Here is a 22,531-nt window from a genome sequence, read left to right on the forward strand (position 1 = left end):
GCCCAGGCTTAAAGCACAGGTGGCAAACGGGCGATCATGCTGGGCACCAAGGCTGCGGGGCGTTTGTCACGCGGCAAACTCCCATCCACGGACTGGTGGTGCAGCACAGCACAGTTGAGCAACTGCCGTGCTACATCGTCGCTTGCTGTCAAATCACCAAACAAATAACTGTGTTTGCCGGTCGCTTGATAAGCCGCCGTGCAAGAGCGTGAACAACCGCTTAAACAAGCCATGGCGCGCACTTGCACGTTTTCCCATTCAGGTTGGTCGCCAAACGCTTGTGCCGCTTGCACGGCATCAAACAAAATTTCGCCCGCAGCACGTTGGTCATTCGGGGTGGACACGGTGCGGCAAGTGGTGCAAATGATGAGTTCGGTCATGCTGAAATCTGCTGTAGTTTGGGAAGGGTTTGAGTCGTCAAAAAACTGAGGCCGTCCATGTGCTTCAGTCTTCTATGCCACGTTGAGCCGGTATGCCGGCCTGAAAGGCGTGCTTGACCATCGTGATTTCGGATACGGTATCCGCCAACTCAATGATCTCGGGTGGGCAACGGCGACCGGTAAGGCAAACATGCACATGCGAAGGCCGCTCGCGCAGGGTTTGCAGCACCCCCTCCAGAGGCAGCCAGCCATAAATCAAGGGGTATGTGATTTCATCCAACACCACCAAAAATTGCTCGCCACTCAGGATGGTGGCACGCGCTTTTTCCCAGCCATCGCGGGCTAATTGCGCTGAATGCTCGAGGTCTTGGCTTTTCCAGCTGAAGCCATCGCCCAAACCTTCAATTGGGATGCCCAATTGCTCAAACATGCGGTGCTCGCCAAACCGGGCCGTCGGCACTTTCATGAATTGGTAAATCTTGACAGCCTTGCCACGGCCATGCGCACGCAGGGCCAAGCCAAAAGCGGCAGTACTTTTGCCTTTGCCGTCTCCGGTGTTGACGATGACCAAGCCTCGACGCTCGCCATCAGATTTTTCGTAGGGCTTCTCGGTGGGCGGGGTTTCAATGTTCATGGGGTACCTTGACAGTTGCATTTTTAGGCAAGGCCACCCATTGGTCTTGCAGCGCATGGACTTCGATGCGGTGGTCAAACACCGCCTCCAGAGCCCGGTGGGTGGTGGCATCGGAACACGCACCTTGGTGGCAAATGCGGCCCTGGGCCATCACCACCAATTGGTCGGCTTGCAGGGCCATGGAAACTTCGTGCAACACGCTGACCACCGTTTTACCTTGTGCTATCAAGGCTTGCACCAGCGCCAACCAATCGGCTTGGTGCGGAGGGTCGAGGTTGGCCAGGGGTTCGTCCATGAGCAGCACTTCGGACTCCACCGCCAAGGCACGCGCCAACAAAACACGCTGGCGCTCGCCTCCGGACAATTGCCCCAAAGAACGGGCACGCCAATCCCAAGCCTGGGTTGCCCGCAGCGCGCGCTCGACCGCGGCCAGGTCGGTCAGGCTGGGCGGGCTGAACCAAGCTTGGTGCGGCACGCGACCCAACATGGCCACGTCCCAAACGGTCAGGTCGTCAGCGCTGGTTTCGTTTTGACCGAGCCAAGCCAACTGGCAGGCACGGGTTTTGTGGGGCCATTGCGCAAGAGGTCGTCCGTTCAGCAACACCTCACCTGTGTGCGGCAACAAGCCCGCCAGCGCTTTGAGCAAGGTGGATTTGCCCGCGCCATTGGGCCCAACAATGCTGGTCCAGCGTGCGCGTGGCAAGGCCAGATCAAGGTCTTTCAAAATAGCAACGCCGCCCAGTCGTGCGCCCAAGCCAACGCACTGCAACGCAGCAAAGGCAATTTGACCATCGGGCAGTGCGCCCAAAAGCGCCGTGTGGGCTATGTCAGTTGTGTGGGGTTTGGAAGTCACAAGCCTGCCCCCCGCGACAAGTGAGTACTGCGACGCATCAACCACAACAAATAGCCACCGCCCAGTGCCGCCGTTAGAACGCCCACCGGGAGTTCTTGCGGGGCGATCAAGCCACGCGCCAAGGTGTCTGCGGCCATCAACAAAGCGCCGCCCGTGCCACTGGCCAGCCACATCATTCGCCCACTGGTGGTGTTGACCAAAGAGCGCACCAAATGCGGGGCTACCAGTCCAATGAATGCGATCAAGCCAGTTTGTGCAACCGCTGTTCCCGTCGCCAAAGCCAACACCCCCACCAAGGCGGCACGCATCGGCCCAAGAGGCAGACCCAGGCTACGGGCCGTGGCATCGCCCAGGCTCAAACCATCCAGCACTCTGGCCAACAGCCAAGCCAGTGCAACACACACAAGCCAAACCGAGCCCATCAAGACAAAAGAAGTCCAGCCTACAAAGCTGGTTGACCCCAGCATAAAGGCCTGCATGGCCTGCAAGGAATCCGGCGAAAACAGCAACACCATTTGCGTCAAGGCACCCAACACCACGCCCACCACCACACCGGCCAACAACAACCGCAGCGTGTGCTGCACCCCGCTGGCCAAAAGCAACGTCAACAAAACGGCCAAGACAGCGCCCCCAAAAGCCGCGCCCGTTAATCCCAACCTCACCCACAAGCTGCTCGAAAACACGCTCACCGCCACACCGCTGTTCATCGTGCTGCCCAAACCCAACATGCCCCCGCTGCCCAGCGCTGCCAGTGCGAACGCCACACCCAAAGAGGCGCCAGAAGCACTGCCTAACAAAAAAGGATCGGCCAGTGGATTGCGAAACAAACCCTGCGCTAACGCACCCGCCAGCCCCAGCAAGGCCCCTGCAGCCCAAGCGCCCAGCGTGCGCGGCAAACGGATTTCCCAAATAATTTGCTGCGCCATGGCTGTGGCAGAGGGATCGGCCTGCGGGTGCAGCAAGGGTTGAAGCAAGTTTTCAAAACCCGTGCTACCCACCCCGATGCCCAACACCGTGAGCACCGTGGCCACCAAAAGCAGGGCGGCTACCAGCCCAAATACAGGCTGCGAGTGGCCTTGAGGCCTTGAGACTGGCACGGCCAGATTGGCGCTCATGGCTTGGGCATGCCTAAGGACTTGTGTATGCCGGAGGGCTGAGTGTTGCCCGCCTTTTGTGCAAGGCAACGGGCCATGAGGCGGGCCCCCTCAGCCATGCGGGGACCGGGCCGCACCAAAATATCGGACTCGGCGACCGGAAACACGCACAAACGCTGCTCGCGCAGGGCGCGCATGCTAGCCCAGCCGGGACGCTGAGCCATGCCTTGGACGGTGTTTTCGCCCACCATGATCAAGTCGGGGTCGGCACGCACAATGAATTCTGGGTTGAGCTTGGGAAACGGCCCAAATGCAGCGGGCACGATGTTTTTGACGCCCAGACGGGTCAGGGTTTCGCCAATGAAAGACGACTCGCCCGCCGCATAGGGACCGGGATCAACCTCGAAGTAGACCCGACTGCCATGCACGCTGGGCGGCAAAGATTGCGCTGCCGCTGCCACGCCCGCATCGATGACACGCCAAATTTTGGGGGCATCAGGCACTTCCAGTAATTGCCCAATTTTGAGCATCACACGCTGCACATCGGCATGCGATTTGGGCTCGAGGGCCAGCACCTTGAGGCCCAAAGACCTTAAACGATCTACCGCACGCGAAGAAGCCGCCACCAGCACGACGTCGGGCCGCAGGGCCACAATGGCCTCGATATTGGGATCAAGACCCCCGCCCACTTGTGGCAACAGTTTCAGGCTGGTGGGAAAGGTGGAGTAACGGTCTACACCAACCAGACGTTGGCAATGTCCGAGTTCACAAACCGTCTCAGTCAGCGAGGGCAGCAAGCTGACGATGCGCATGGGCGCACTCTCAAAGTTCACCACCATCCCTTTGTCGTCGGTGACCTGCAGCGCAGCCAGCGCAGCAGGTGCAAGCAAGCCCAGTGCGGCAGCGGTCAAAATGAAAAAAACCAGGCGCAAGCTGCTCATGTCGCAGCTTTCAGAGCAAGTGGCAAACCCGACACCATCAGGGTCACGCGATCGCATACAGCGGCAACATTTTGGTTGATTCGTCCCAGTGCATCCACAAATTGACGCACGTCCTGCCCCATCGGAATCACGCCCATGCCAATCTCATTGCCCACCAGCACCACAGGGCCAGGGGCCTGTGCAATGGCTTGGCACAAGGCTTGTGTGGCGGCCAAAATTTCTGCCTCGTTCAGTGCATCTGCAGGGTTCAATGGCATGCTCAGATGGGTCAACCAAAGGGTCAGGCAGTCCACCACGATGAGTACATGAGCTTGGCTGTGTTGGGTGATGGCCTGGGCCAAAAGCCGGGGTTCTTCCAGGGTGCGCATGCCGGGCAAACGCACGGCTCGGTCCGCCTGATGGCGGGCAATGCGTTGGCGCATTTCACCATCCCAAGCTTGGGCGGTTGCCAACATCAGGGCACTGTGCGCAGGGCTTGCGGCCAGCCACTCAAATGCCGCATCTTCGGCTCGGCGCGACTTGCCGCTGCGCTGACCGCCAGTGATGAATTCTTTGCACACTGGCTCAGCCATGGGTCAACATCCATAGCCGAACAATACGGTGCATCTGTTCAACACCATCCGTCAGGGCCGCCGGGCCGGGTTGCAATATATCGGCCGACTTGATCTCGAACAATTGTTGATTGCGCACGGCGGGTACGTCTTGCCACCCTGCTCTGGCCGCGACCTTTTCGGGACGGAATTTTTTGCCGCACCAAGAGCCGATGACGATGTCAGGGGCACGCGCCACGATCTGATCACCATGGGCAATGATGCGATTTTTGCCCAACGATTGACCGGCCAGCTCGGGAAAAACGTCGTCCCCCCCGGCAATGCTCAACAACTCAGACACCCAACGGATGGCGCTGATGTGGGGTTCGTCCCATTCCTCAAAAAACACCCGGGGGCGGCGTTTGCCAGTGGCTTGCAATGCGGCCACTTCTGCCTTGATGGCTTCTAAACGTGTACGCATGGCAGCCAATTGTGTCTGCCCCGAATCGGCACAGCCCACCATGGCCGCGACTTGGTACAAGACCGAAAAAATCTCGTCCACGCTTCGCTGGTTGAATACTGTGACCTGCACGCCGGCCCGTATAAGTTGTGCTGCGATGTCGGCTTGCAGGTCAGAAAAGCCCAGCACGCAGTCAGGTTGCAGGGCCAGGATTTTGTCGATCTTGGCATTCAAAAAGGCACTGACTTTGGGCTTTTCCTCCCTCGCCCGACGCGGCCGAACCGTGTACCCACTGATGCCCACAATGCGGCTTTCCTGCCCCAACAGGTAAAGCCACTCGGTGGTCTCCTCGGTGAGGCAGACGATGCGTTTGGGGCCGAGGGTTTGAGGCATGGTGTTAATAATGCAAACGAACGGCCAAATTCACGACTCGTCCAGCTTCTGGGTAGATACTCGTTGTTTGACCACCGCTGCACCCATATGCCTGAGTGTAAAAGCGGTGGTTCAGCAGATTCTTGGCTCCCAATGAATATTCGACATGCTTTGCTTGGTAGGCATAACGTGCATCCAAGGTGGTGTAACTGGACATTTTGCATTGGTTGGCAAAGTCTGGATGCTGCACACCAACGACGTTTATGTTGGCAAAAACACGGTGTTTTTGCGCAGGTGTCCATTCTGTTCGAAGCGCCAAGGTGTGACGCGGCGCCAAAGGCACATCCTTGCCTGAATATGCGCCTGAACGGAAAACCGATTGTCTGACGGCCAGATGAGCGCCGAAAGCCCATTGGGTATTGAGTCGTACATCGCCATCCCACTCCAAACCCTGTCGCAATGTTGGGGCTAAATTGATGTTCGCTCCGCTACCGCCCCTGGCCGCTGGATCGAAGCCAATTTCGTCCGTTAAGGCACTTCGGTAAGCCCGCAGCTCTGAGCGAGTTGAGCCATCTGCCCAGCGAATACCTGCCTCCAGGTCTTCAGAGGTCTGAGGACGAATGGCCACATTGGGGTTGGTGTATGAAAATTCATCCACATTGGCCAAGCGGAAACTGTTGCCTGCGCGCGCCCAACCGGTCCATTGGGTATTTAGGCGCTGACTGACACCGAGGTCCCATGCGTTTTGGGTTTTTTGTAAGGCAGTTGAGCCAGAAAGCTTGTCCATTTTTTCAGTGCGCAAGCCAGCAGACACCCGAGTACCTTGCCAAGGAGACAAGTCATTCTTCAGGTAGAGCGCTTTGGATTTTTGGCTTGCTTGACTGCCATAAGCCGTTCGAGTCCACTCGCCATGGTCTTGGCCCAAAGAAAGCGTGTTTTTGATCGTGCCTACATCAAAGCTCTTTTGCGCACGTACCGACATTTGTTGCGCATCGACGTCGTAGACATAGTTGGTGCTATTGAGGGTTTTCTCGCGCCAACCCGCATCAAGGGAGATAGACCAGCCCGCCAAATCCGTTGTCAAAAACAAACCATTCAAATTATTTTTAATTTGAGCGTGGTCTGTGCTTGTTGAGGCTTGCCGTGGGTTTTGAACGTATTGCGCCGCGCTCAAAGAACCTGGCAAGCCTGTGCTCAAAGCATCGCGAGAATGACGAATCCCCATACGAGTCGTTTCGCCCGACCATTGAGCGGTCACTCCGCCGCCATCAAATTGCGAGCGAAAGTTGTCGCGGTGGTTGTGGCTGCTTTTGCTTTGGCCATTGAGGTCCAAAGTGAAGCCTTCAGATGCCAATGTGGCGTTGGTTCTGAGCTCACTCGAGCGCATTGAACCGACTGAACCATATGCCGAAATTTGATTTTCACGGGCTCGGCCCTGTCCCGCCTTCGTGGTGATGGCAATCACCCCACCCGTTGCACCCTCACCATAAAGCACCGTTCCGTTGCCACGCAGAACTTCAATCCGCACCACATCCTCAATTGGGATGCCTGCCAAACGCGTGCCTCCCAAGTCACCCTCGTTGAGGCGAATACCATCCAAAATCACCACTTGGTTGCTGTCGGCAGTTGTACCAAAGCCACGCAAGTCCAAGTTGTAGTCACCCCCGCCGTAGAAATCTTGGCGTCCAGCCACACCCAAAACAGTCATCAAGACCTGGTTCACGGTGGCGGCCCCGGAACTGCGAATTTGATCGGCAGTCACCACACTCACACCCTGAGGCAATGGGGTTAGATCTTGGGCAAAACGTGTAGAGGTAACCACCACATCAGGTACAAGGGTCTCAGCTTGTGCGCAAGTTAAAACCGCACAGGCCAAAGCAACGCCCACCCGGGCAAAAGGAGTTGAAAAAATCATAAAAAACTAACAAGTAAAACGCCCTCACCGCCTTCCCCGACAGTGCATGGGCTTTAAAACCAGTCTTGCGACAGGTCACCTTGTTGGCCGGTATCCGGGCTGACAGAGCGACCTTCATCACCTTCCCGGCGGCCTGTTTCAGGGCGACCAGTGGTTTGAGATGAAAGCTGGGTTTTCGTTTGACTGAAAACCCGTCTGCTTACCGTTGCGGGGGCAGCGCAGGTTAGGTGGGCCGTGGTGGCTTTTCCCTCCTGCTTCCCGTTGAACTGCGCGCCGTGAACTGGCATCGCGAGCACCAACAGCGGCTATTTTAAGTTGGAACCTGTCGGCCAGCCTACAAACGGCCCCAGCCACTACAATGTGAGACCACTTTTCTTTGTCTGCCATGGCCCATTCCGACACCATTGATCAAATTGCCGAGCGTGTGGATCATTTGTTGCTGCGCCACGAAGAGCTTCAACGCACCAACGCTTTGCTGGCTCAGCAAGTCCAAATACTCACCTTGGAGCGCGACCAGCTCAAGTCCCGTTTGGCTGCAGCCCGAGCCCGCGTGGATGCCTTGATCGAGCGCTTGCCCACATCTGCCCCTGCATCTCCTGAGGCTTCAGCATGAGCAACAAACAATTAGATGTCCAGATCATGGGCCAAAGCTACATTTTGGGTTGCCCTGAAGGAGGCGAAGAACGCTTGCTTTCAGCGGTCAGCAAAGTGGACGTGGCCATGTGCAAAATTCGCGATGCGGGCAAGATCAAGGCGCGCGACAGGATTGCTGTTCTGGCCGCCTTGAACCTGGCGTTTGAGTCGCCAGAGGCAGCGCCCAGCACAACGCTTGCCACTGCAGCTGTATCTGATATTCCTCAAGAATCCCAGCACCGCTTAAGCCAGTTGCTCAAACGACTCGATCAGGTTCTGGAACAAGATGGGCAGTTGATTTAAGACAGGCTTGGTCTGCTTGCGGGTTTAAATTAAGACCTACAATCGCGCTGTCTGCGGTGCATGCCGGGCTTTATATTTCCTTGAACCAATGCTCTTAGAGCCCGGGCTTGGTACATTGGCTGGTGAGCGTGATCATCTCGCGTCAGATGAACCCAACGCCAGTCTGCCCTCGCCCACCTGAACCCCGGTTCAGGATGCCGGTCCGGTGGCACTCGCAGACACCTTCTACTTCCATTACCCCCCCCCCCGATACCATGATCATCGAACCTCTGCTGTTGGCCGAATTGGCTGTTCTTGGCCTTTGCACCGGTTTTTTGGCAGGGCTTTTAGGCATTGGCGGCGGCATGATCATGGTGCCGTTCCTGACTTATTTGCTGGGTGCGCGTGGCGTTGGGCCTGATCTGGCGGTCAAGATGGCGATTGCCACCTCTATGGCCACGATCATCTTTACCTCGGTGTCGAGTGTGCGGGCTCACCACAAGAAAAAGGCCGTGCGCTGGGACCTGGTCAAAGGATTGGCCCCGGGCATCGTGATCGGCAGCTTGATCGGCAGCTTGGGTATTTTTGCGTTTGCCAAGGGCACTTACCTGGCCTTGTTTTTTGCACTGTTTGTGGGCTTTTCGGCCACGCAGATGTTTCTGGATAAAAAGCCCGCGCCAACGCGCCAAGTGCCGGGTTTCAGCGGTTTGCTGGGCGCAGGCGGTCTGATCGGTCTGCTGTCTGGCCTGGTGGGTGCTGGTGGCGGTTTCATCAGCGTGCCTTTCATGACCTGGTGCAACGTGGCCATTCACAACGCCGTGGCCACCAGTGCGGCCTTGGGTTTTCCAATTGCGTTGGCCAATGTGATGGGGTACATCGTGAGTGGCCAGAACGTCCAAAATCTGCCCGATTACAGCTTTGGTTACCTGTGGCTGCCTGCGTTGGTGGTGATTGCCGTTTGCAGCGTGCTCATGGCCCCTCTGGGTGCGGCCACAGCCCACAAACTGCCCGTGAAACAACTCAAGCGCGTGTTTGCCAGCGTGTTGTACGTGCTGGCCGCTTACATGCTCTACAAGGGTTTGTCCGCCTGATATCCCCAAAAATGGGAAGGTGTGTCGCTAACGCCCGAATCGCCTTAAGAGCGTAAGGCATCAGATCAGGGTGTCACGCACCAAGGCGCTTGATCGTGCACGAGGCCCATCCACAAGGCCCATGCCGACGCGGCAGCCAAGGCCAAGCCCGCCACGCGCATGCCCCATGCCCCATCGCCCAAGGATTGCATGCGCAAAAACAACCATGGCCCGGCCCACAGACTGAGGCTGCTGCCCAGCGCGAACAAGGCCATGGTGGCCGCTCCCTCTAACGGCTGACTGGTCAATGCAGCAACCATCACGGCCGAATACAGCAGGCCACAGGGCATCAAGGCCCACAAACCGCCCACCATCCAGGGCGCAGCGCGCCCCCATCGGGTGTTGAAGGCTCGGACACGAGCCCACAGTCGGCGTGCCACGTCGTCGAGCCACACAGGTTGTCTGGCCTGAAGCATGAGCAACAAGCCGAGCGCCAAAGCCGCCAAATGCAGCAAAGTCCACACCGGTCGAATGGCGGCCGACTGCGTGGTTAGCCACCCCAACGCCTGCACACTGGCCGCAGCCACTGCGCCCAGCAACGAATACCCGGCCAAGCGGCCGATTTGAAAGGCCCACAAAGCCTGGTTGCGCCGCTCACCCGCTGCCTGGCCAAGGCCCGCACAGGCTGCGCCACACATCGCCACGCAATGGGGGCCGCCCAACACGCCCATCATCAAGGCCGTCATGGCCAAAGAACTTTGCATAGAAGGTCCACTTGTTGCTCGATGACCGCATTGTCTGCGAAGCAGCACTCAAGGTGGTCGGACACCCGTTCAACGCAATCACTCAGATGATTTTAGAAAAGCGGGTGTGGTTGCGGTCGGCTTGCAGATAACGGTCAAACACCATGGCCACACCTCGTACAAAAAACCAACCCATCGGTGTGACCTGAATGCCGGTATTACTCAACTGCACCAGGCCTTGGCTTTGCATGGATTCCAGCTGGGCCAGTTCTTTGGAAAACAAAGTTTGGAAGTCAATGAGCCAAGCCAGATTGATGGCCTCGAACTCCAAATGTCCCTGGCACATCAACGCCATGATGACCGAACGACGGATCAGGTCATCGCGGGTCAAAGTCAAGCCACGCACCACCGGAAAGTGCCCCTGATCCAGCAGGTCGCAATACTCTTCCATGGTCTTGGCGTTCTGGCTGTAGCTTGCGCCCACGCGGCCAATCGATGAAACGCCCAGAGCGATCAGGTCGCAGTCGGCCTGTGTGCTGTAGCCTTGAAAATTGCGGTGCAAACGACCTTGTCGCTTTGCCACCGCCAAAGCATCCTGCGGCAAGGCAAAGTGGTCCATGCCGATGTACACATAACCCGCATCGGTCAATGCATCCAACGAACGCGACAGCATCGCCACCTTGTCACCGCCCGAGGGCAGTTCTTGGGCATGAATGCGACGTTGGGGCTTGAAGCGTTCGGGCAAATGCGCATAGGCGTAAAGGGCGATGCGGTCCGGGCGCAGGCTGTTGATCTGTGCCAAGGTGCGGTCAAAGGACTCAGGCGTTTGCAGCGGCAAACCATAAATCAGATCGACATTGATCGACTCAAAGCCGAGGCGGCGGGCGGCATCGACCAACTGAAAGACTTGATCGGCTGGCTGGATGCGGTGAACCGCTTTTTGAACAGCAGGGTCAAAGTCCTGCACGCCAAAGCTCAGGCGGTTGAATCCCAGCTCTGCCAAAACGGCCAATCGGCCTTCATCGACGGTGCGCGGGTCGACTTCGACCGAGTACTCCCCGCCCGGCACGAATTCAAAATGCTGGCGCAGCATACTCATGAGTTGACGCAATTCGTCATCGCTCATAAATGTGGGTGTGCCGCCGCCCAGATGCAACTGGCTGACCGACTGCCCCCGCCCCAAATGCCGGGTGTGCAACTCAATCTCTTTGCTCAGGTAGCGCAAATAATCAGCAGACCGCTCTTTGTGTTTGGTGATGATTTTGTTGCAAGCACAGTAGTAGCAAAGCGACTCGCAAAACGGGATGTGCACATACAAAGACAAGGGCGTTTGCTTGCCGACCACGCCAGATTGGCGCTGAGCCAATGCTTGCACGTAGTCAGCCTCAGCAAAGGCTTCTACAAAACGGTCTGCCGTTGGGTACGATGTGTAGCGTGGGCCAGGCACATCAAAACGTGTCAGCAATTCAGGCGTGATGACGGACATGTGTCTGCCCCTTATTAAGTTCGATCGTGTTCAAAACAAGGCGTCGACTTTGCCCGTTTGCATCACCCGAAGTATTGACTCAAGTCAACTGACTACTGGTTATTGGTGATTTTTGGCCTGAACCGGGTAGACCCTCAAATTTGATTGTTTTTTAGGTTTAAGCTAACAGCTTGATCCAAGGCAAATCCATTTCCGCACCATGAGATAAACCATGAATCCCCAACTCATCAACGTCGCCTGCTCCAATTGCAACTTGCGCGAGTTGTGCATGCCCATGGGTCTGAGCGACCACGACTTGAACCGCCTGGACGATCTGGTGGCTGTCCGTCGGAAAATCAAACGTGGAGCCACCTTGTTCACCAACGGTGAAAAGTTCACCTCGCTGTACGCCATTCGAACCGGTTTTTTCAAAACCTGTCTGGCCACCGAAGACGGACGCGACCAGGTCACGGGCTTTCAGATGGCGGGCGAGATCATCGGTCTGGACGGCATCGTGAACGACCAACACAGCTGCGACGCCGTTGCTCTGGAAGACGCCGAAGTCTGCGTCATGCCCTTTGACCGCATTGAAGAGATCTCACGTGAAGTAACAGCACTTCAAAGCCATGTGCACAAAATCATGAGCCGAGAGATTGTGCGTGAGCATGGTGTGATGCTGCTTTTGGGCAGCATGCGGGCCGAAGAGCGCTTGGCCGCCTTTTTACTGAACCTGGTGCAACGCTTGCACGCACGGGGGTTTTCGCAATCAGAACTGGTCTTGCGCATGACCCGCGAAGAAATCGGCAGTTACCTGGGGCTCAAACTTGAGACAGTGAGCCGAACATTTTCCAAATTTGTCGAAGACGGCACCGTCGAGGTCAAGCAACGGCATGTGCGCATCTTGGACACGGATGGCTTGCAACGCTTGGTGAACAGCAACCACCATTGCCAATAAAGCCCTGCGCCAGGCTTGAATGCCTGGCGCAATTCAGCCTTTTCAGCAGCCTTTTCCGCCTTGACGAGAGCAGTCGCTCGGCCGTTGGTCTCCAGGCACAGGACAGCGATTGACCTCAAAGGGAGACATGGCCAACAGCGTGGTCAGTCCGCTCGACACCATGGTCAAGGCCCAGAAGGCGAAAAAAGCCAAGGTGTAAACGCCTTGACGAGACAAGGACAACGAGTGCCCAAACCATTGCAAATCCTGCGGGTCGACCAGTGCGAACACCAGCACCTCGAGGAGACCCGCCACCAGGAATGCTGGCCATGCAATCCACATCATTCGTTTTGCCCACATGTCGGTCTCCTGCAACCCGTTCAGGGTTTGTTTTTTGAATCGGTCGAGGGCAATGTGCCCGTGGCCGCATGGTTTCTGGCTTGCATTGCGGGTGCGAGTGTGGTTCGTGCATCCGCCGCATTGGCGTTGACATCAACGCTGGACTGGCTCAACACGGGGTCTTGGCCATTCGCAGCCAGATAAAAGGTGATGAATGAAGCGACCACCACCACCAAAGGACCGGCAATCACAAGCCAGACGTGGCCATAAGACCACCAAGGCTGCTTGGGCAAATTGGAAACACGGGGATTGGACATGCTCAAACCTTTGTGAAAATATCAACGAGGCACCAGGAAAACGGATTTTTCCTGCAATTCGGCCAGCACCTGCCCGCCCTCTTTCACCGACTGTATCGTGAACACAATCGGGTGCGAACCAGAAGGTGCTGCGTCATAAGGCAACTGCAAACGGACCGAGACCCAAAGAGATTCGGTCGGTGCCACACGCACATCACTGTCGGTAACCAGTGACAAATCGGGCAAGCCTTGCGCCGTCAGGCGGAAGTTCAAGGGCGTTTCGGCCGCATTCATGATCTGCAGTCGATAGACGTTTTCAATTTTTCCTCCGGCCACAATTCGGGCCAACGAAGCGCGGTCGCGGACCACATCTACTTTGAATGGTTTGCGCAAGCCCAGACTGGTGAACAAAGCCGCCACCACCAGCACCAAAATGCCGATGTAGATCAAAACACGAGGACGGAACACATGACGCCAAGTTTGCTCTGCCGTCCAGTGGTTCTGCATGGCGTTTTCGGTCGAGTATTTGACCAATCCGCGTGGATAGCCCACTTTGTCCATCACCGTGTCACACACGTCTGCACAGGCGCCGCAGCCAATGCATTCGTATTGCAAACCCTTGCGAATGTCGATGCCAGTCGGACACACCTGAACGCACAAACTGCAGTCGACACATGCGCCGAGGCCCAGAGAAGCTGGATCGGCCTTTTTCGAGCGTGCACCCCGTGGCTCACCGCGCTCGGCATCGTAAGTCACGATCAGGGTGTCTTTGTCGAACATGGCGCTCTGAAAGCGCGCATAGGGACACATGTATTTACACACCTGCTCGCGCATGAAACCGGCATTGCCGTAGGTGGCAAAGGCATAGAAAAACACCCAAAAAACTTCCCACGAGCTCATGTTGCCCAGGAAAAATTCCATGCCTAAATCTTTGATGGGCGTGAAGTAACCGACAAACGTGAAACCTGTCCACATGGCAATCGCCAACCAGACGATGTGCTTGTACCACTTCTTAAACAGTTTCTCCGTTGACATGCTCGCATCGTCGAGCCTGATGCGGGCCGACCGATCGCCTTCGATTTTGCGTTCGACCCACATGAATATTTCGCTGTACACCGTTTGTGGGCAGGCATAACCACACCACAAGCGACCCGCCACCGCCGTGAACAGAAAAAGTGAGAACGCAGCGATGACAAGGATCGCCGTCAGGTAAATGAAGTCTTGGGGGTAAAGCACCAAACCAAAGATATAAAAACGGCGTGCACCCAAATCAAAAAGCACAGCCTGGCGTTGACCCCATTCGATCCATGGCAAACCGTAAAAAACCAGTTGCGTCAAGAACACCGTGATCCAGCGCCATTTGGCAAAAATGCCATGCACGGTGCGTGGATACAGTTTTTGGGTCGCGGCATACAGAGAAACCATCTGTACGTCATCCCCAGCATTCGACGCATCGTTCACAGGGACGATGGGCACGACTTTGCGAGGAGGATTTTCTTTGGAGTCCAAAACACTTACCTTTAAATGCACAAGACACCCGGTAGGGGTGTCCTGATTCAATGACGCAGACGGTTTGAATGCCTTACTTGTTGGCTGCAGCCGTCTTGTTAGACAAGCCCCAGACATAGGACGCCAAGACATGAATCTGGCCTTCGGTCAACTTGGCTGCCTGTGCGGGCATCTGGTTGACTTTGCCGTTGTTCACCATGTTGACGATGGCGTTTTCACCCCAGCCGTGCAGCCAAATGTCGTCGGTCAAGTTGGGTGCACCCAGTGCATGGTTGCCTTTGCCGTCCATGCCATGACAAGCAGCGCAAGCACCAAACTTGGATTTGCCCAAAGAGGCTCGCAAAGAGTCGTGTGGGCTGCCAGACAGGCTGAGCACATAGTGCGCGACGTTGCGCACGTCGTCTGGCGTGCCCACCGCTGCGGCCATCGGAGGCATGTTGCCATTGCGCCCCTGAACCAGGGTGGCTTTGATGATCTCGGGCGTGCCGCCGTACAACCAGTCAGCATCCGCAAGGCTGGGGAAACCCTTGCTGCCGCGTGCGTCAGAGCCGTGACACTGTGCGCAGTTGTTCATGAACAAGCGGTCACCAATGGCCTGAGCCTGAGGATCTTTGGCCACATCCTCGGGTGACATGGCAGAAAACTTGGCATACAAGGGTGCCACTTCGGCATTGGCCTTGGCGACCTCTGCGTCGTATTGACCCGCTGAGGTCCAGCCAAACTTTCCTGCCAAGTTGCCCACCCCGGGATACATGGCCAAGTACAGGAAGGCGAACACGATGGTGATGATGAACAAGCCCACCCACCAACGTGGCAAAGGGTTGTTCATTTCACGCAGATCACCATCCCATACATGGCCCGTGGTGTTGTCGTTGGCGGTCATGGCTTTGGCTTTGCCGCTGAACCAGAGCAGGATCAGACAGGCGATGATGCTGACCAGCGTGATACCGGCCACGTACAAGTGCCAGAAATTGCTGATGAAGTCACTCATTTCGATTCCTTTGATTTGTTATGTGCTGAGGACAATTCAGTCATCTTGGCGAAACGGCAACTGTGCGGCTTCGTCAAAGTTGGCTTGGTTGCGACGCGACATGGCCCACCAGATGATGCCAAGGAAGATGGCAAAAGTGATCACGGTCACGATGGAACGCAGTATGTTGATGTCCATGATTTGCTCCGTTTATTTGCGATGGATGCCCATGCCTTGCAGGTAGGCGATGACTGCATCCATTTCGGTTTTGCCCTTGACGTCCTCAGACGCTTTGGCAATCTCTTCGTCGCTGTAAGGTGCGCCCAAAGTGCGCAAGCCTTTCATGTGAGTGGGCAAGCTGGCACCGTTCACAGGGTTCTTTTCGAGCCATGAATAGGCGGGCATGTTCGATTCAGGCACGACATCACGCGGATTGTTCAGGTGAATGCGGTGCCATTCATCGCTGTAACGGCCACCCACGCGTGCCAAGTCAGGGCCTGTGCGCTTGGAGCCCCACTGGAAGGGATGGTCGTACACAAATTCGCCAGCCACCGAATAGGCACCGTAACGCAATGTCTCTGCGCGGAATGGCCGAATCATCTGCGAGTGGCAGTTGTAGCAACCTTCACGCACATAGATGTCGCGACCTGCCACTTGCAAGGCTGTGTAGGGCTTGAGGCCTTCCACAGCTTGGGTTGTGGACTTCTGGAAAAAGAGAGGCACGATTTCGACCATGCCGCCGACCAGTAGCACAATCAAAATCAGCACGATCATCAGGAAGTTGTTGGTCTCGATTTTTTCATGGGAGAGACCGCCCGATTTTTGGTTTTCAGCCATTTTCTATTTCTCCTCAGGCGTGAGCTGTCAGGTTGGGAATCTGGACTTCAACAGAACGACCCTGGGTCGCTGTCTTGAACACGTTCCACAACATCACACACATGCCGCCCAGGTACAACAAGCCACCCAGCAGACGCAGCACATAGAAGGGGTAAGTGGCTTTCACCGACTCAACAAAGGTGTAGGTCAAGGTGCCGTCGGCGTTGACTGCGCGCCACATCAGGCCCTGCATCACACCGGCAATCCACATCGCGGCGATGTAAATCACGATGCCAATGGTGGCTGTCCAGAAGTGGACTTCAATGGCTTTGACGCTGTACATCTTTTTCTGACCGAACAGACGGGGAATCAGGTAGTACATGGAGCCCATGGTCACCAAGCCCACCCAGCCCAAAGCGCCGGAGTGAACGTGGCCGACCGTCCAGTCGGTGTAGTGAGACAAGGCATTGACGGTCTTGATGGACATCATCGGACCTTCGAAGGTCGACATGCCATAGAACGACAAGGACACGATCAGGAAACGCAAGATCGGGTCATCGCGCAGTTTGTGCCATGCGCCCGACAGGGTCATGATGCCGTTGATCATGCCGCCCCAGCTGGGGGCCAACAAAATCAGCGAGAAGACCATGCCAATCGACTGGGTCCAGTCAGGCAAAGCGGTGTAGTGCAGGTGGTGAGGGCCGGCCCACATGTAAGTGAAGATGAGGGCCCAGAAGTGCACGATCGACAGGCGGTACGAATACACGGGACGCTCTGCCTGCTTGGGAATGAAGTAATACATCATGCCCAGGAAGCCAGCGGTCAGGAAGAAACCCACGGCGTTGTGGCCATACCACCACTGCACCATGGCGTCTTGCACACCGGCATAGGCCGAATACGACTTGAAAGCGCCCACGGGCAATGCGGCACTGTTGACCAAGTGCAGCAAGGCCACCGCGATGATGAACGCCCCAAAGAACCAGTTGGCCACGTAAATGTGTCGCACCTTGCGCGTGCCCACGGTGCCAAAGAAAACGATGGCGAAACTGACCCACACCAAGGTGATCAGAATGTCAATGGGCCACTCCAGCTCAGCGTATTCCTTGCCTTGGGTGTAACCCAAAGGCAGCGAAATGGCCGCAGCCAAGATGACCAGTTGCCAGCCCCAAAAGGTGAACGCCGCCAGCTTGTCGCTGAACAAACGGACGTTGCAAGTGCGCTGCACGACGTAATAAGCCGACGCAAACAAGCCGCAACCGCCAAACGCAAAAATAACCGCATTGGTGTGCAAGGGGCGCAAGCGGCCATAGCTGAGCCATGGAATGCCCAAATTCAGCTCGGGCCAGGCCAGCTGGGCCGCGATGATCACGCCAACCAGCATGCCCACCACACCCCAAACCACCGTCATGATGGCGAACTGGCGCACAACGGTGTCGTTGTACGAAGTCGCCTGCATATTGGCAAATTTCATTTTCACCTCTTCTTTTTTAAAAACTGCTTAAGAGTTTGACCCGGTGTACACCTGAGACACTTGATCAAAATCAATCGTTGCGCAAAATCCGCTCGCCTTCGGCCTCAATATCTTCAAATTGGCCTCTGTGAATGGCCCACCAGAGGCCCGCCAGGATGAAAAACACCAAAGCAACCGACAAAGGGATCAATAAATAAAGAATGTCCATCGTGCTTTCCTCATGTGGGCGATGTCTGCGATGTGTTTGATTGAAGCGCTGGAACAGGGCTCAATCCTTGCGCCAAACGCAGTGCATTTAACACCACCAGCAGGGAACTGAGTGCCATGCCCAAACCCGCCGCCCAGGCAGGCAACAAGCCCATCAAAGCCAAAGGCACACAGGCCGCGTTGTAAAAGGCGGCCCAAACGAGATTCTGTTTGACCACGCGCAAGGTATGACGGCTGCGCAACACCGTGCTCACCAAAACACCCAACTGCCCGCCCATCAGTACAAAATCAGCTTTCGACTGCGCCAATGGCAAAGCTTGGCCCAGCGCAAACGACACGTCGGCACCCGCCAAGACCGGGCCATCGTTCAAACCATCGCCGACCATGGCCACTTTGTGGCCTTGCGCCTGCCACACTTTGAGTGCCTGCAATTTGTCTTGCGGATTGCAACCGCCTTGGGCATCGGCAATGCCGACCGATTGGGCCACCTGCGTCACGGCGGCTTGACCATCACCCGACAAGATCTTGAGCGTCAGACCCATTTCATTCAATGCCTGAACAACGTCGGCGGCTTCAGATCGCACCTCTTCTGCCAATTCAAATGTGGCCAGCCAGCCCGAATCGTCGGCCAAGCTGACTTGCAAATGGTAGCCGTTAAAAACTGGGGCTTGGCAAAAAGCAGCCGAACCCAGCCGCAATGACACCGCAGCACCGCCGTTGCTGCACAACAGACCACAAACGCCCTGCCCGGCTTGCTCAGAGACTTTTTGGGCAAGTAAAGCCTCCAATGCGGGCAATTCACCTGCTGCCTCTGCTTGTTGCCTGGCCTCAGACCACAGTGCACGGGATACCGGGTGCAAAGAGTGCCGGGCCAAACTCGATGCCCAAGCCAGCGCCTGTTCAGGCTGGACACCTGAACGGGTGTGGGTGCGCACGACCTGGAGCGCGTCACGGGTTAAGGTGCCTGTTTTGTCAAAAATGACGGTGTCGATGCTGGCCAGATTTTGCAAAGCCTCTAACCTGCGGACCAAAACGCCGCTGCGGGCCAGTGCCCCAGCTGTGGCCAGCATCGCCGCTGGGGTAGCCAGTGACAAGGCGCATGGACAGGTCACGATCAGCACCGCCACTGCCACCATCAAGGCACGCGCCGGATCGGTGGGCCACCAGTAAATGGCCGACCCCAGGGATGCCAGCAACACAGCCACCAAAAAAGGCTTGGCCCAGCGGTCGACCAACAAAGCCATGGCCGGTTTGGACACCGACGCGCTTTCCATCAAAGCCACAATTTGGGCGTAGCGGGTAGAGGCACCCACCTGCTCAATCTGGACTTCCAGGGTACCGCTCAGGTTGTGGCTGCCCGCAATGACGCGGTCACCGGCTTGCCGAGTCAGGGGCAAGGACTCACCGGTCAGCAAAGCTTCGTCCACTTGCGTCTGTCCGGACAACACGCGTCCATCGCCCGCAAAGGCTTCCCCGGGCAAGACCTCAATCACATCACCGACCGCCAGACGCCTGATTGAAATGAGCGCCCATGTGCCATTGGGCTGTCGTTTGCGGACACTGTCGGGCAGACGGTTGAGCACGGCTTCCAGAGCCCCTGCCGTGCGGTCACGCAAACGCAGTTCCAGCCAGCGCCCCAACAGCAAAAAGAAAACAAACATGGTCAGTGAGTCGAAATAGACTTCAGCACCAAATGGGCCATTCGGTTCAAAAGTACCCAAGCTGCTGACCACAAAAGTCACCACCATGCCCAAAGCCACAGGCAAGTCCATGCTGACCTGACGCTCGCGCAAATCGCGCCAGGCACTGGCAAAAAACGGCGCGCACGAAAAAAAGACCACAGGCAATGAAAGCACCCACGAAGCCCAGCGCAGCAAATGCATGGATTCGGCCGATATCTCACCCGGCTGTGACAAATAAGCCGGGGTGGCGTACATCATGACCTGCATCATGCACATGGCCGCCACCGACAAGCGCCACACCATGCGACGCGCCTCCTGGCGGCGTCGTTCATGGGCATGGGCATCGTTGGCGGGAATGGCCTTGTAGCCAAACCGTTCCACAGATTGCATCCACTCAGAGGGTCGTGTTTGCTCTGGCGACCACACCACCCTTGCACGGTGGCTGGCTGAACTGATTTGCACCGAGGCAACACCAGGCACGGCACGCAAGGCATCTTCGAGCGTGATGGCACAGGCTGCGCAGTGCATGCCCTCGAACACCACACTCGAACTCCAGCATCCGGAGCTGTCTTGTTCAGGCAAGCTGAAAGCCGCCCATTCCTGCGGATCGTCCAAGAGCGTCAAGCGGTCTGCGCCTTGCATAGGCAACGCCGCCTGCCCAGCCAAGAAGTCAGCAGGCGCATCGGGCATGTCGGGCAAAACATTGACTTGAGTCATGTTCCAACGATACGACATCGGCAGCGAACAAAGCTTGATGTGCATCAATTGATGAGGGACGGAGGTCTTTTAAGCTGGGGTTTTACAACCCTCAGGAGCACTTCATGTACAAACGCATTCTCGTGGCCACCGATGGTTCTGCCTTGTCTAAAAAAGCTGTTGCCAGCGCCATTGCGTTGGCCGCGACTTGTGGCGCGGAATTGGTCGCGCTCAAGGTGGTGCCGCGTTACCCTCAAGCCTATTTTGAGGGCAGCATTCCCCTGTCGGCAGATGAGATCTCGCGCGTTGAAACGCAGTGGACTGAATCAGCCCGTGTGCAATTGGCTGCCGTGGAAAAAGCCGCCAAAGCCAAAGGCGTAGAAACCAAAGTGGTCACTGTCAAATCCGATGTTGTTTCGGACGCCATCATTGCCGCTGCTAAAAAGCAAAATGCCGACCTGATCGTCATGGCTTCGCATGGTCGCAAAGGCATCAAACGCTTGCTGCTGGGCAGCGAAACCCAACAGGTCTTGACGCACTCTCACACACCGGTGCTGGTTTTGCGCTGATTTCAGGCACCGCTGCCACTTGAACAGGCTTGGACTTTGGGCTGGCTTGACAAGCACGCCCAAAGCACAGATCAGCTTGTGAACAAGGTCTTGTATTGTTCACGCAGCAGGTTCTTTTGCACCTTGCCCATGGTGTTTCGTGGCAACTCGGCCACCACAAAACAGCGCTTGGGAATCTTGAAGTTGGCCAGCTTGGCCTTGAGCTCGGCCACGATCGCATCAGGCTGAAGATCGGCACCGGATTTGGCAATGAGTACCGCCACGCCCACCTCGCCAAAATCCGGGTGCGGCACGCCCACCACCGCGCTCTCAGTCACACCGGGCATTTCATTGATGTAGCCCTCAATTTCGGCCGGGTACACGTTGTAGCCTCCGCTGATGATCAGGTCTTTGCTTCGCCCCACGATCGTCACATAGCCTCGTTCGTCGACCTTGCCCACATCGCCGGTTTTGAAATAACCGTCGCCCGTGAACTCTTCGGCGGTTTTTTCGGGCATGCGCCAATAGCCCTTGAACACATTGGGGCCCCTGACCTGAATATCGCCAATCTCGCCCACAGGCATGTTTTGCTCGTTTTCTCCGCGCACACGCAAAGACACATCGGGCAATGGAAAGCCCACCGTGCCGCCTCGCCGCTCTGACTGTTTGGCATACCGATCGTCAGCCGCATAGGGGTTGGAGGTCAGCATGGCCGTTTCGCTCATGCCGTAGCGCTCCAATATGGTGTGACCCGTGCGCGTTTGCCACTCGGTGAACGTCTCGATCAGCAAGGGCGCGGAGCCTGCAACAAACAAGCGCATGTTCTTGACAGCCGCCTTGTTCAGCGAAGCTTCGGCCAACATTCGCACATACAGTGTCGGCACGCCCATGAACACGGTGGCCTTCGCCATGTTGGCGATGGCTCGCTGGGGATCGAATTTGGCCATCCAGATCATCTTGCTGCCGTTGATCAGTGCACCGTGAATGGCCACAAACAAGCCGTGCACATGAAAAATCGGCAGCGCGTGGATCAACACATCGCCTCGGCCTTCTGGCCCCCCGGTCTTCGTCCAACCCCAATAATCCTTGAGCGTGAGCGCATTGCTGAGCATGTTGCCGTGCGTGAGCATCGCGCCTTTGCTGCGACCAGTTGTGCCACTGGTGTAGAGGATGGCGGCCAAGTCATCGGCTTGGCGCACCACGGGTTTGTGCTGGTCGCTGTGGCGCGCAGCACGGTCGAGCAAACTGCCCGTGCGGTCTTCGTTGAGGGTGAAGACATGCTGTGTGCCCGCCTTGAACGCGATCTTGCTGACCCAACCAAAATGAGCACCGCTGCAGACCACCACCGCAGGCTCGGCGTTGCCAATGAAATACTCAATCTCGGCACTTTGGTAAGCAGTGTTCAGCGGCAAAAACACATACCCGGCGCGCAAAGTAGCCAAGTACAAGATCATGGCCTCAACCGATTTTTCGACCTGCACGGCCACCCGACTGCCCTCTGGCAAGTTGAGCGATTGCAGCAAGTTGGCCATCATGGCCGTGGCGCGGTCGAGGTCTTGCCAGCTGTAGCTCAGGCCTTCATCGGTTTCGACTGCCACCGCTGTCAGGTCTGTCGGAAAAGCGGCCCGCAGGGCAGAAAAGAGATTGTGATTGCTCATGACATCAGATCAAAACATTGAAAAAGCGGGCAC

Annotated in this window: 25 protein-coding genes, 1 other RNA gene and 1 riboswitch; of the genes, 6 read left to right on the top strand and 20 right to left on the bottom strand. The window is 56.7% G+C overall.

The features are described 5' to 3' along the window. Positions 1-8: 8 nt before the first annotated feature. The 8 genes from ACZ5RG_RS06595 to ACZ5RG_RS06630 all read right to left on the bottom strand — a co-directional run bounded on the left by ACZ5RG_RS06595 (position 9) and on the right by ACZ5RG_RS06630 (position 7,179). Positions 9-380 (bottom strand): DUF1636 domain-containing protein, encoded by a 372-nt coding sequence (locus ACZ5RG_RS06595; protein ID WP_298599531.1) that lies wholly within the window; start codon positions 378-380, stop codon positions 9-11. A gap of 64 nt (positions 381-444) precedes the next feature. After that, positions 445-1,014 carry a cob(I)yrinic acid a,c-diamide adenosyltransferase gene (cobO, locus tag ACZ5RG_RS06600; protein ID WP_464448086.1) on the bottom strand — a complete coding sequence of 190 codons (570 nt, stop codon included), beginning with the start codon at positions 1,012-1,014 and terminating at the stop codon, positions 445-447. Then, the gene (locus tag ACZ5RG_RS06605) at positions 1,004-1,798 is read right to left on the bottom strand and encodes an ABC transporter ATP-binding protein (RefSeq protein ID WP_464448185.1); all 795 of its coding nucleotides are present in this window, start codon (positions 1,796-1,798) and stop codon (positions 1,004-1,006) included. The genes cobO and ACZ5RG_RS06605 overlap by 11 nt, the downstream gene beginning before the upstream one ends. 65 nt (positions 1,799-1,863) lie before the next feature. Beyond that, positions 1,864-2,982 (bottom strand): FecCD family ABC transporter permease, encoded by a 1,119-nt coding sequence (locus ACZ5RG_RS06610; RefSeq protein ID WP_315137402.1) that lies wholly within the window; start codon positions 2,980-2,982, stop codon positions 1,864-1,866. Further along, entirely contained in the window at positions 2,979-3,902 is a 924-nt protein-coding gene (locus tag ACZ5RG_RS06615) for an ABC transporter substrate-binding protein (RefSeq protein ID WP_464448087.1), read from the bottom strand. Before ACZ5RG_RS06615 ends, ACZ5RG_RS06610 begins: the two co-directional genes overlap by 4 nt. Then, a complete protein-coding gene (locus ACZ5RG_RS06620; protein WP_298601623.1) occupies positions 3,899-4,474 on the bottom strand; it encodes a bifunctional adenosylcobinamide kinase/adenosylcobinamide-phosphate guanylyltransferase in 576 nt (191 codons plus the stop codon). Before ACZ5RG_RS06620 ends, ACZ5RG_RS06615 begins: the two co-directional genes overlap by 4 nt. Continuing rightward, positions 4,467-5,285: a cobalamin-binding protein gene (locus ACZ5RG_RS06625; RefSeq protein WP_464448088.1), complete on the bottom strand. Its 819-nt coding sequence runs from the start codon at positions 5,283-5,285 to the stop codon at positions 4,467-4,469. Before ACZ5RG_RS06625 ends, ACZ5RG_RS06620 begins: the two co-directional genes overlap by 8 nt. 4 nt (positions 5,286-5,289) lie before the next feature. Continuing rightward, the gene (locus tag ACZ5RG_RS06630) at positions 5,290-7,179 is read right to left on the bottom strand and encodes a TonB-dependent receptor (protein WP_464448089.1); all 1,890 of its coding nucleotides are present in this window, start codon (positions 7,177-7,179) and stop codon (positions 5,290-5,292) included. Positions 7,180-7,247: 68 nt separating this feature from the next. Next, a riboswitch (cobalamin riboswitch) is annotated at positions 7,248-7,494 on the bottom strand. 70 nt (positions 7,495-7,564) lie between these two features. On the opposite strand from ACZ5RG_RS06630, the gene ACZ5RG_RS06635 reads away from it, so the two are divergent. The 4 genes from ACZ5RG_RS06635 (at position 7,565) to ACZ5RG_RS06650 (ending at position 9,185) form a co-directional block, all read left to right on the top strand. Further along, on the top strand, positions 7,565-7,792 hold the full coding sequence (locus ACZ5RG_RS06635; RefSeq protein WP_298601629.1) for a DUF904 domain-containing protein: 228 nt from the start codon (positions 7,565-7,567) through the stop codon (positions 7,790-7,792). After that, the gene (locus ACZ5RG_RS06640; protein WP_464448090.1) at positions 7,789-8,115 is read left to right on the top strand and encodes a cell division protein ZapA; all 327 of its coding nucleotides are present in this window, start codon (positions 7,789-7,791) and stop codon (positions 8,113-8,115) included. The genes ACZ5RG_RS06635 and ACZ5RG_RS06640 overlap by 4 nt, the downstream gene beginning before the upstream one ends. 45 nt (positions 8,116-8,160) lie before the next feature. Next, positions 8,161-8,340, top strand: a non-coding RNA gene (gene ssrS / locus ACZ5RG_RS06645) — 6S RNA. Between the two features lie 29 nt (positions 8,341-8,369). Then, entirely contained in the window at positions 8,370-9,185 is an 816-nt protein-coding gene (locus tag ACZ5RG_RS06650) for a sulfite exporter TauE/SafE family protein (RefSeq protein WP_298601633.1), read from the top strand. Positions 9,186-9,250: 65 nt separating this feature from the next. Here ACZ5RG_RS06650 and ACZ5RG_RS06655 read toward each other — a convergent pair whose 3' ends face one another. Together ACZ5RG_RS06655 and hemN are read right to left on the bottom strand one after the other, a co-directional pair. Then, positions 9,251-9,928 (bottom strand): sulfite exporter TauE/SafE family protein, encoded by a 678-nt coding sequence (locus ACZ5RG_RS06655; protein WP_464448091.1) that lies wholly within the window; start codon positions 9,926-9,928, stop codon positions 9,251-9,253. Between the two features lie 82 nt (positions 9,929-10,010). Next, positions 10,011-11,393, bottom strand: a complete 1,383-nt coding sequence (gene hemN / locus ACZ5RG_RS06660; protein ID WP_315235525.1) for an oxygen-independent coproporphyrinogen III oxidase — start codon at positions 11,391-11,393, stop codon at positions 10,011-10,013. Positions 11,394-11,604: 211 nt separating this feature from the next. On the opposite strand from hemN, the gene fnr reads away from it, so the two are divergent. After that, on the top strand, positions 11,605-12,327 hold the full coding sequence (gene fnr / locus ACZ5RG_RS06665) for a fumarate/nitrate reduction transcriptional regulator Fnr (RefSeq protein ID WP_298601639.1): 723 nt from the start codon (positions 11,605-11,607) through the stop codon (positions 12,325-12,327). Between the two features lie 42 nt (positions 12,328-12,369). Here the strand turns inward: fnr and ACZ5RG_RS06670 are convergent, their stop codons facing one another. The 9 genes from ACZ5RG_RS06670 to ACZ5RG_RS06710 form a co-directional block, all read right to left on the bottom strand. Continuing rightward, positions 12,370-12,666, bottom strand: a complete 297-nt coding sequence (locus tag ACZ5RG_RS06670; RefSeq protein WP_464448092.1) for a hypothetical protein — start codon at positions 12,664-12,666, stop codon at positions 12,370-12,372. A gap of 20 nt (positions 12,667-12,686) precedes the next feature. Further along, on the bottom strand, positions 12,687-12,962 hold the full coding sequence (locus tag ACZ5RG_RS06675) for a nitrogen fixation protein FixH (protein ID WP_312260588.1): 276 nt from the start codon (positions 12,960-12,962) through the stop codon (positions 12,687-12,689). A gap of 21 nt (positions 12,963-12,983) precedes the next feature. Next, the gene (gene ccoG / locus ACZ5RG_RS06680) at positions 12,984-14,450 is read right to left on the bottom strand and encodes a cytochrome c oxidase accessory protein CcoG (RefSeq protein ID WP_464448093.1); all 1,467 of its coding nucleotides are present in this window, start codon (positions 14,448-14,450) and stop codon (positions 12,984-12,986) included. Between the two features lie 73 nt (positions 14,451-14,523). Then, on the bottom strand, positions 14,524-15,441 hold the full coding sequence (gene ccoP / locus ACZ5RG_RS06685; protein ID WP_298601647.1) for a cytochrome-c oxidase, cbb3-type subunit III: 918 nt from the start codon (positions 15,439-15,441) through the stop codon (positions 14,524-14,526). A 36-nt stretch (positions 15,442-15,477) separates the two neighbouring features. Further along, entirely contained in the window at positions 15,478-15,618 is a 141-nt protein-coding gene (locus tag ACZ5RG_RS06690) for a cbb3-type cytochrome oxidase subunit 3 (RefSeq protein ID WP_298601649.1), read from the bottom strand. 12 nt (positions 15,619-15,630) lie between these two features. Next, positions 15,631-16,257 (bottom strand): cytochrome-c oxidase, cbb3-type subunit II, encoded by a 627-nt coding sequence (ccoO, locus tag ACZ5RG_RS06695; RefSeq protein ID WP_298601652.1) that lies wholly within the window; start codon positions 16,255-16,257, stop codon positions 15,631-15,633. Positions 16,258-16,270: 13 nt separating this feature from the next. Continuing rightward, complete coding sequence (gene ccoN / locus ACZ5RG_RS06700; protein WP_298601655.1) at positions 16,271-17,707, bottom strand: cytochrome-c oxidase, cbb3-type subunit I; 1,437 nt, start codon at positions 17,705-17,707, stop codon at positions 16,271-16,273. A 70-nt stretch (positions 17,708-17,777) separates the two neighbouring features. Then, positions 17,778-17,915 (bottom strand): cbb3-type cytochrome oxidase assembly protein CcoS, encoded by a 138-nt coding sequence (gene ccoS / locus ACZ5RG_RS06705; protein WP_019428923.1) that lies wholly within the window; start codon positions 17,913-17,915, stop codon positions 17,778-17,780. A gap of 10 nt (positions 17,916-17,925) precedes the next feature. Further along, on the bottom strand, positions 17,926-20,313 hold the full coding sequence (locus ACZ5RG_RS06710; protein ID WP_464448094.1) for a heavy metal translocating P-type ATPase: 2,388 nt from the start codon (positions 20,311-20,313) through the stop codon (positions 17,926-17,928). A 104-nt stretch (positions 20,314-20,417) separates the two neighbouring features. On the opposite strand from ACZ5RG_RS06710, the gene ACZ5RG_RS06715 reads away from it, so the two are divergent. Beyond that, the gene (locus ACZ5RG_RS06715; RefSeq protein WP_298601663.1) at positions 20,418-20,861 is read left to right on the top strand and encodes a universal stress protein; all 444 of its coding nucleotides are present in this window, start codon (positions 20,418-20,420) and stop codon (positions 20,859-20,861) included. A gap of 71 nt (positions 20,862-20,932) precedes the next feature. Here ACZ5RG_RS06715 and ACZ5RG_RS06720 read toward each other — a convergent pair whose 3' ends face one another. After that, entirely contained in the window at positions 20,933-22,498 is a 1,566-nt protein-coding gene (locus ACZ5RG_RS06720; protein WP_298601666.1) for a malonate--CoA ligase, read from the bottom strand. Positions 22,499-22,531: the final 33 nt, after the last annotated feature.

Source organism: Limnohabitans sp. TEGF005, from assembly GCF_055394835.1.

Excerpts from the sequence above, each read along its gene's own strand:
- ACZ5RG_RS06595 (WP_298599531.1), bottom strand. The coding sequence starts at position 380 with ATGACCGAACTCATCATTTGCACCACTTGCCGCACCGTGTCCACCCCG.
- cobO (WP_464448086.1), bottom strand. The coding sequence starts at position 1,014 with ATGAACATTGAAACCCCGCCCACCGAGAAGCCCTACGAAAAATCTGAT.
- ACZ5RG_RS06610 (WP_315137402.1), bottom strand. The coding sequence starts at position 2,982 with ATGAGCGCCAATCTGGCCGTGCCAGTCTCAAGGCCTCAAGGCCACTCG.
- ACZ5RG_RS06615 (WP_464448087.1), bottom strand. The coding sequence starts at position 3,902 with ATGAGCAGCTTGCGCCTGGTTTTTTTCATTTTGACCGCTGCCGCACTG.
- ACZ5RG_RS06620 (WP_298601623.1), bottom strand. The coding sequence starts at position 4,474 with ATGGCTGAGCCAGTGTGCAAAGAATTCATCACTGGCGGTCAGCGCAGC.
- ACZ5RG_RS06625 (WP_464448088.1), bottom strand. The coding sequence starts at position 5,285 with ATGCCTCAAACCCTCGGCCCCAAACGCATCGTCTGCCTCACCGAGGAG.
- ACZ5RG_RS06630 (WP_464448089.1), bottom strand. The coding sequence starts at position 7,179 with ATGATTTTTTCAACTCCTTTTGCCCGGGTGGGCGTTGCTTTGGCCTGT.
- ACZ5RG_RS06635 (WP_298601629.1), top strand. The coding sequence starts at position 7,565 with ATGGCCCATTCCGACACCATTGATCAAATTGCCGAGCGTGTGGATCAT.
- ACZ5RG_RS06640 (WP_464448090.1), top strand. The coding sequence starts at position 7,789 with ATGAGCAACAAACAATTAGATGTCCAGATCATGGGCCAAAGCTACATT.
- ACZ5RG_RS06650 (WP_298601633.1), top strand. The coding sequence starts at position 8,370 with ATGATCATCGAACCTCTGCTGTTGGCCGAATTGGCTGTTCTTGGCCTT.
- ACZ5RG_RS06655 (WP_464448091.1), bottom strand. The coding sequence starts at position 9,928 with ATGCAAAGTTCTTTGGCCATGACGGCCTTGATGATGGGCGTGTTGGGC.
- hemN (WP_315235525.1), bottom strand. The coding sequence starts at position 11,393 with ATGTCCGTCATCACGCCTGAATTGCTGACACGTTTTGATGTGCCTGGC.
- fnr (WP_298601639.1), top strand. The coding sequence starts at position 11,605 with ATGAATCCCCAACTCATCAACGTCGCCTGCTCCAATTGCAACTTGCGC.
- ACZ5RG_RS06670 (WP_464448092.1), bottom strand. The coding sequence starts at position 12,666 with ATGTGGGCAAAACGAATGATGTGGATTGCATGGCCAGCATTCCTGGTG.
- ACZ5RG_RS06675 (WP_312260588.1), bottom strand. The coding sequence starts at position 12,962 with ATGTCCAATCCCCGTGTTTCCAATTTGCCCAAGCAGCCTTGGTGGTCT.
- ccoP (WP_298601647.1), bottom strand. The coding sequence starts at position 15,441 with ATGAGTGACTTCATCAGCAATTTCTGGCACTTGTACGTGGCCGGTATC.
- ACZ5RG_RS06690 (WP_298601649.1), bottom strand. The coding sequence starts at position 15,618 with ATGGACATCAACATACTGCGTTCCATCGTGACCGTGATCACTTTTGCC.
- ccoO (WP_298601652.1), bottom strand. The coding sequence starts at position 16,257 with ATGGCTGAAAACCAAAAATCGGGCGGTCTCTCCCATGAAAAAATCGAG.
- ccoN (WP_298601655.1), bottom strand. The coding sequence starts at position 17,707 with ATGAAATTTGCCAATATGCAGGCGACTTCGTACAACGACACCGTTGTG.
- ccoS (WP_019428923.1), bottom strand. The coding sequence starts at position 17,915 with ATGGACATTCTTTATTTATTGATCCCTTTGTCGGTTGCTTTGGTGTTT.
- ACZ5RG_RS06710 (WP_464448094.1), bottom strand. The coding sequence starts at position 20,313 with ATGACTCAAGTCAATGTTTTGCCCGACATGCCCGATGCGCCTGCTGAC.
- ACZ5RG_RS06715 (WP_298601663.1), top strand. The coding sequence starts at position 20,418 with ATGTACAAACGCATTCTCGTGGCCACCGATGGTTCTGCCTTGTCTAAA.
- ACZ5RG_RS06720 (WP_298601666.1), bottom strand. The coding sequence starts at position 22,498 with ATGAGCAATCACAATCTCTTTTCTGCCCTGCGGGCCGCTTTTCCGACA.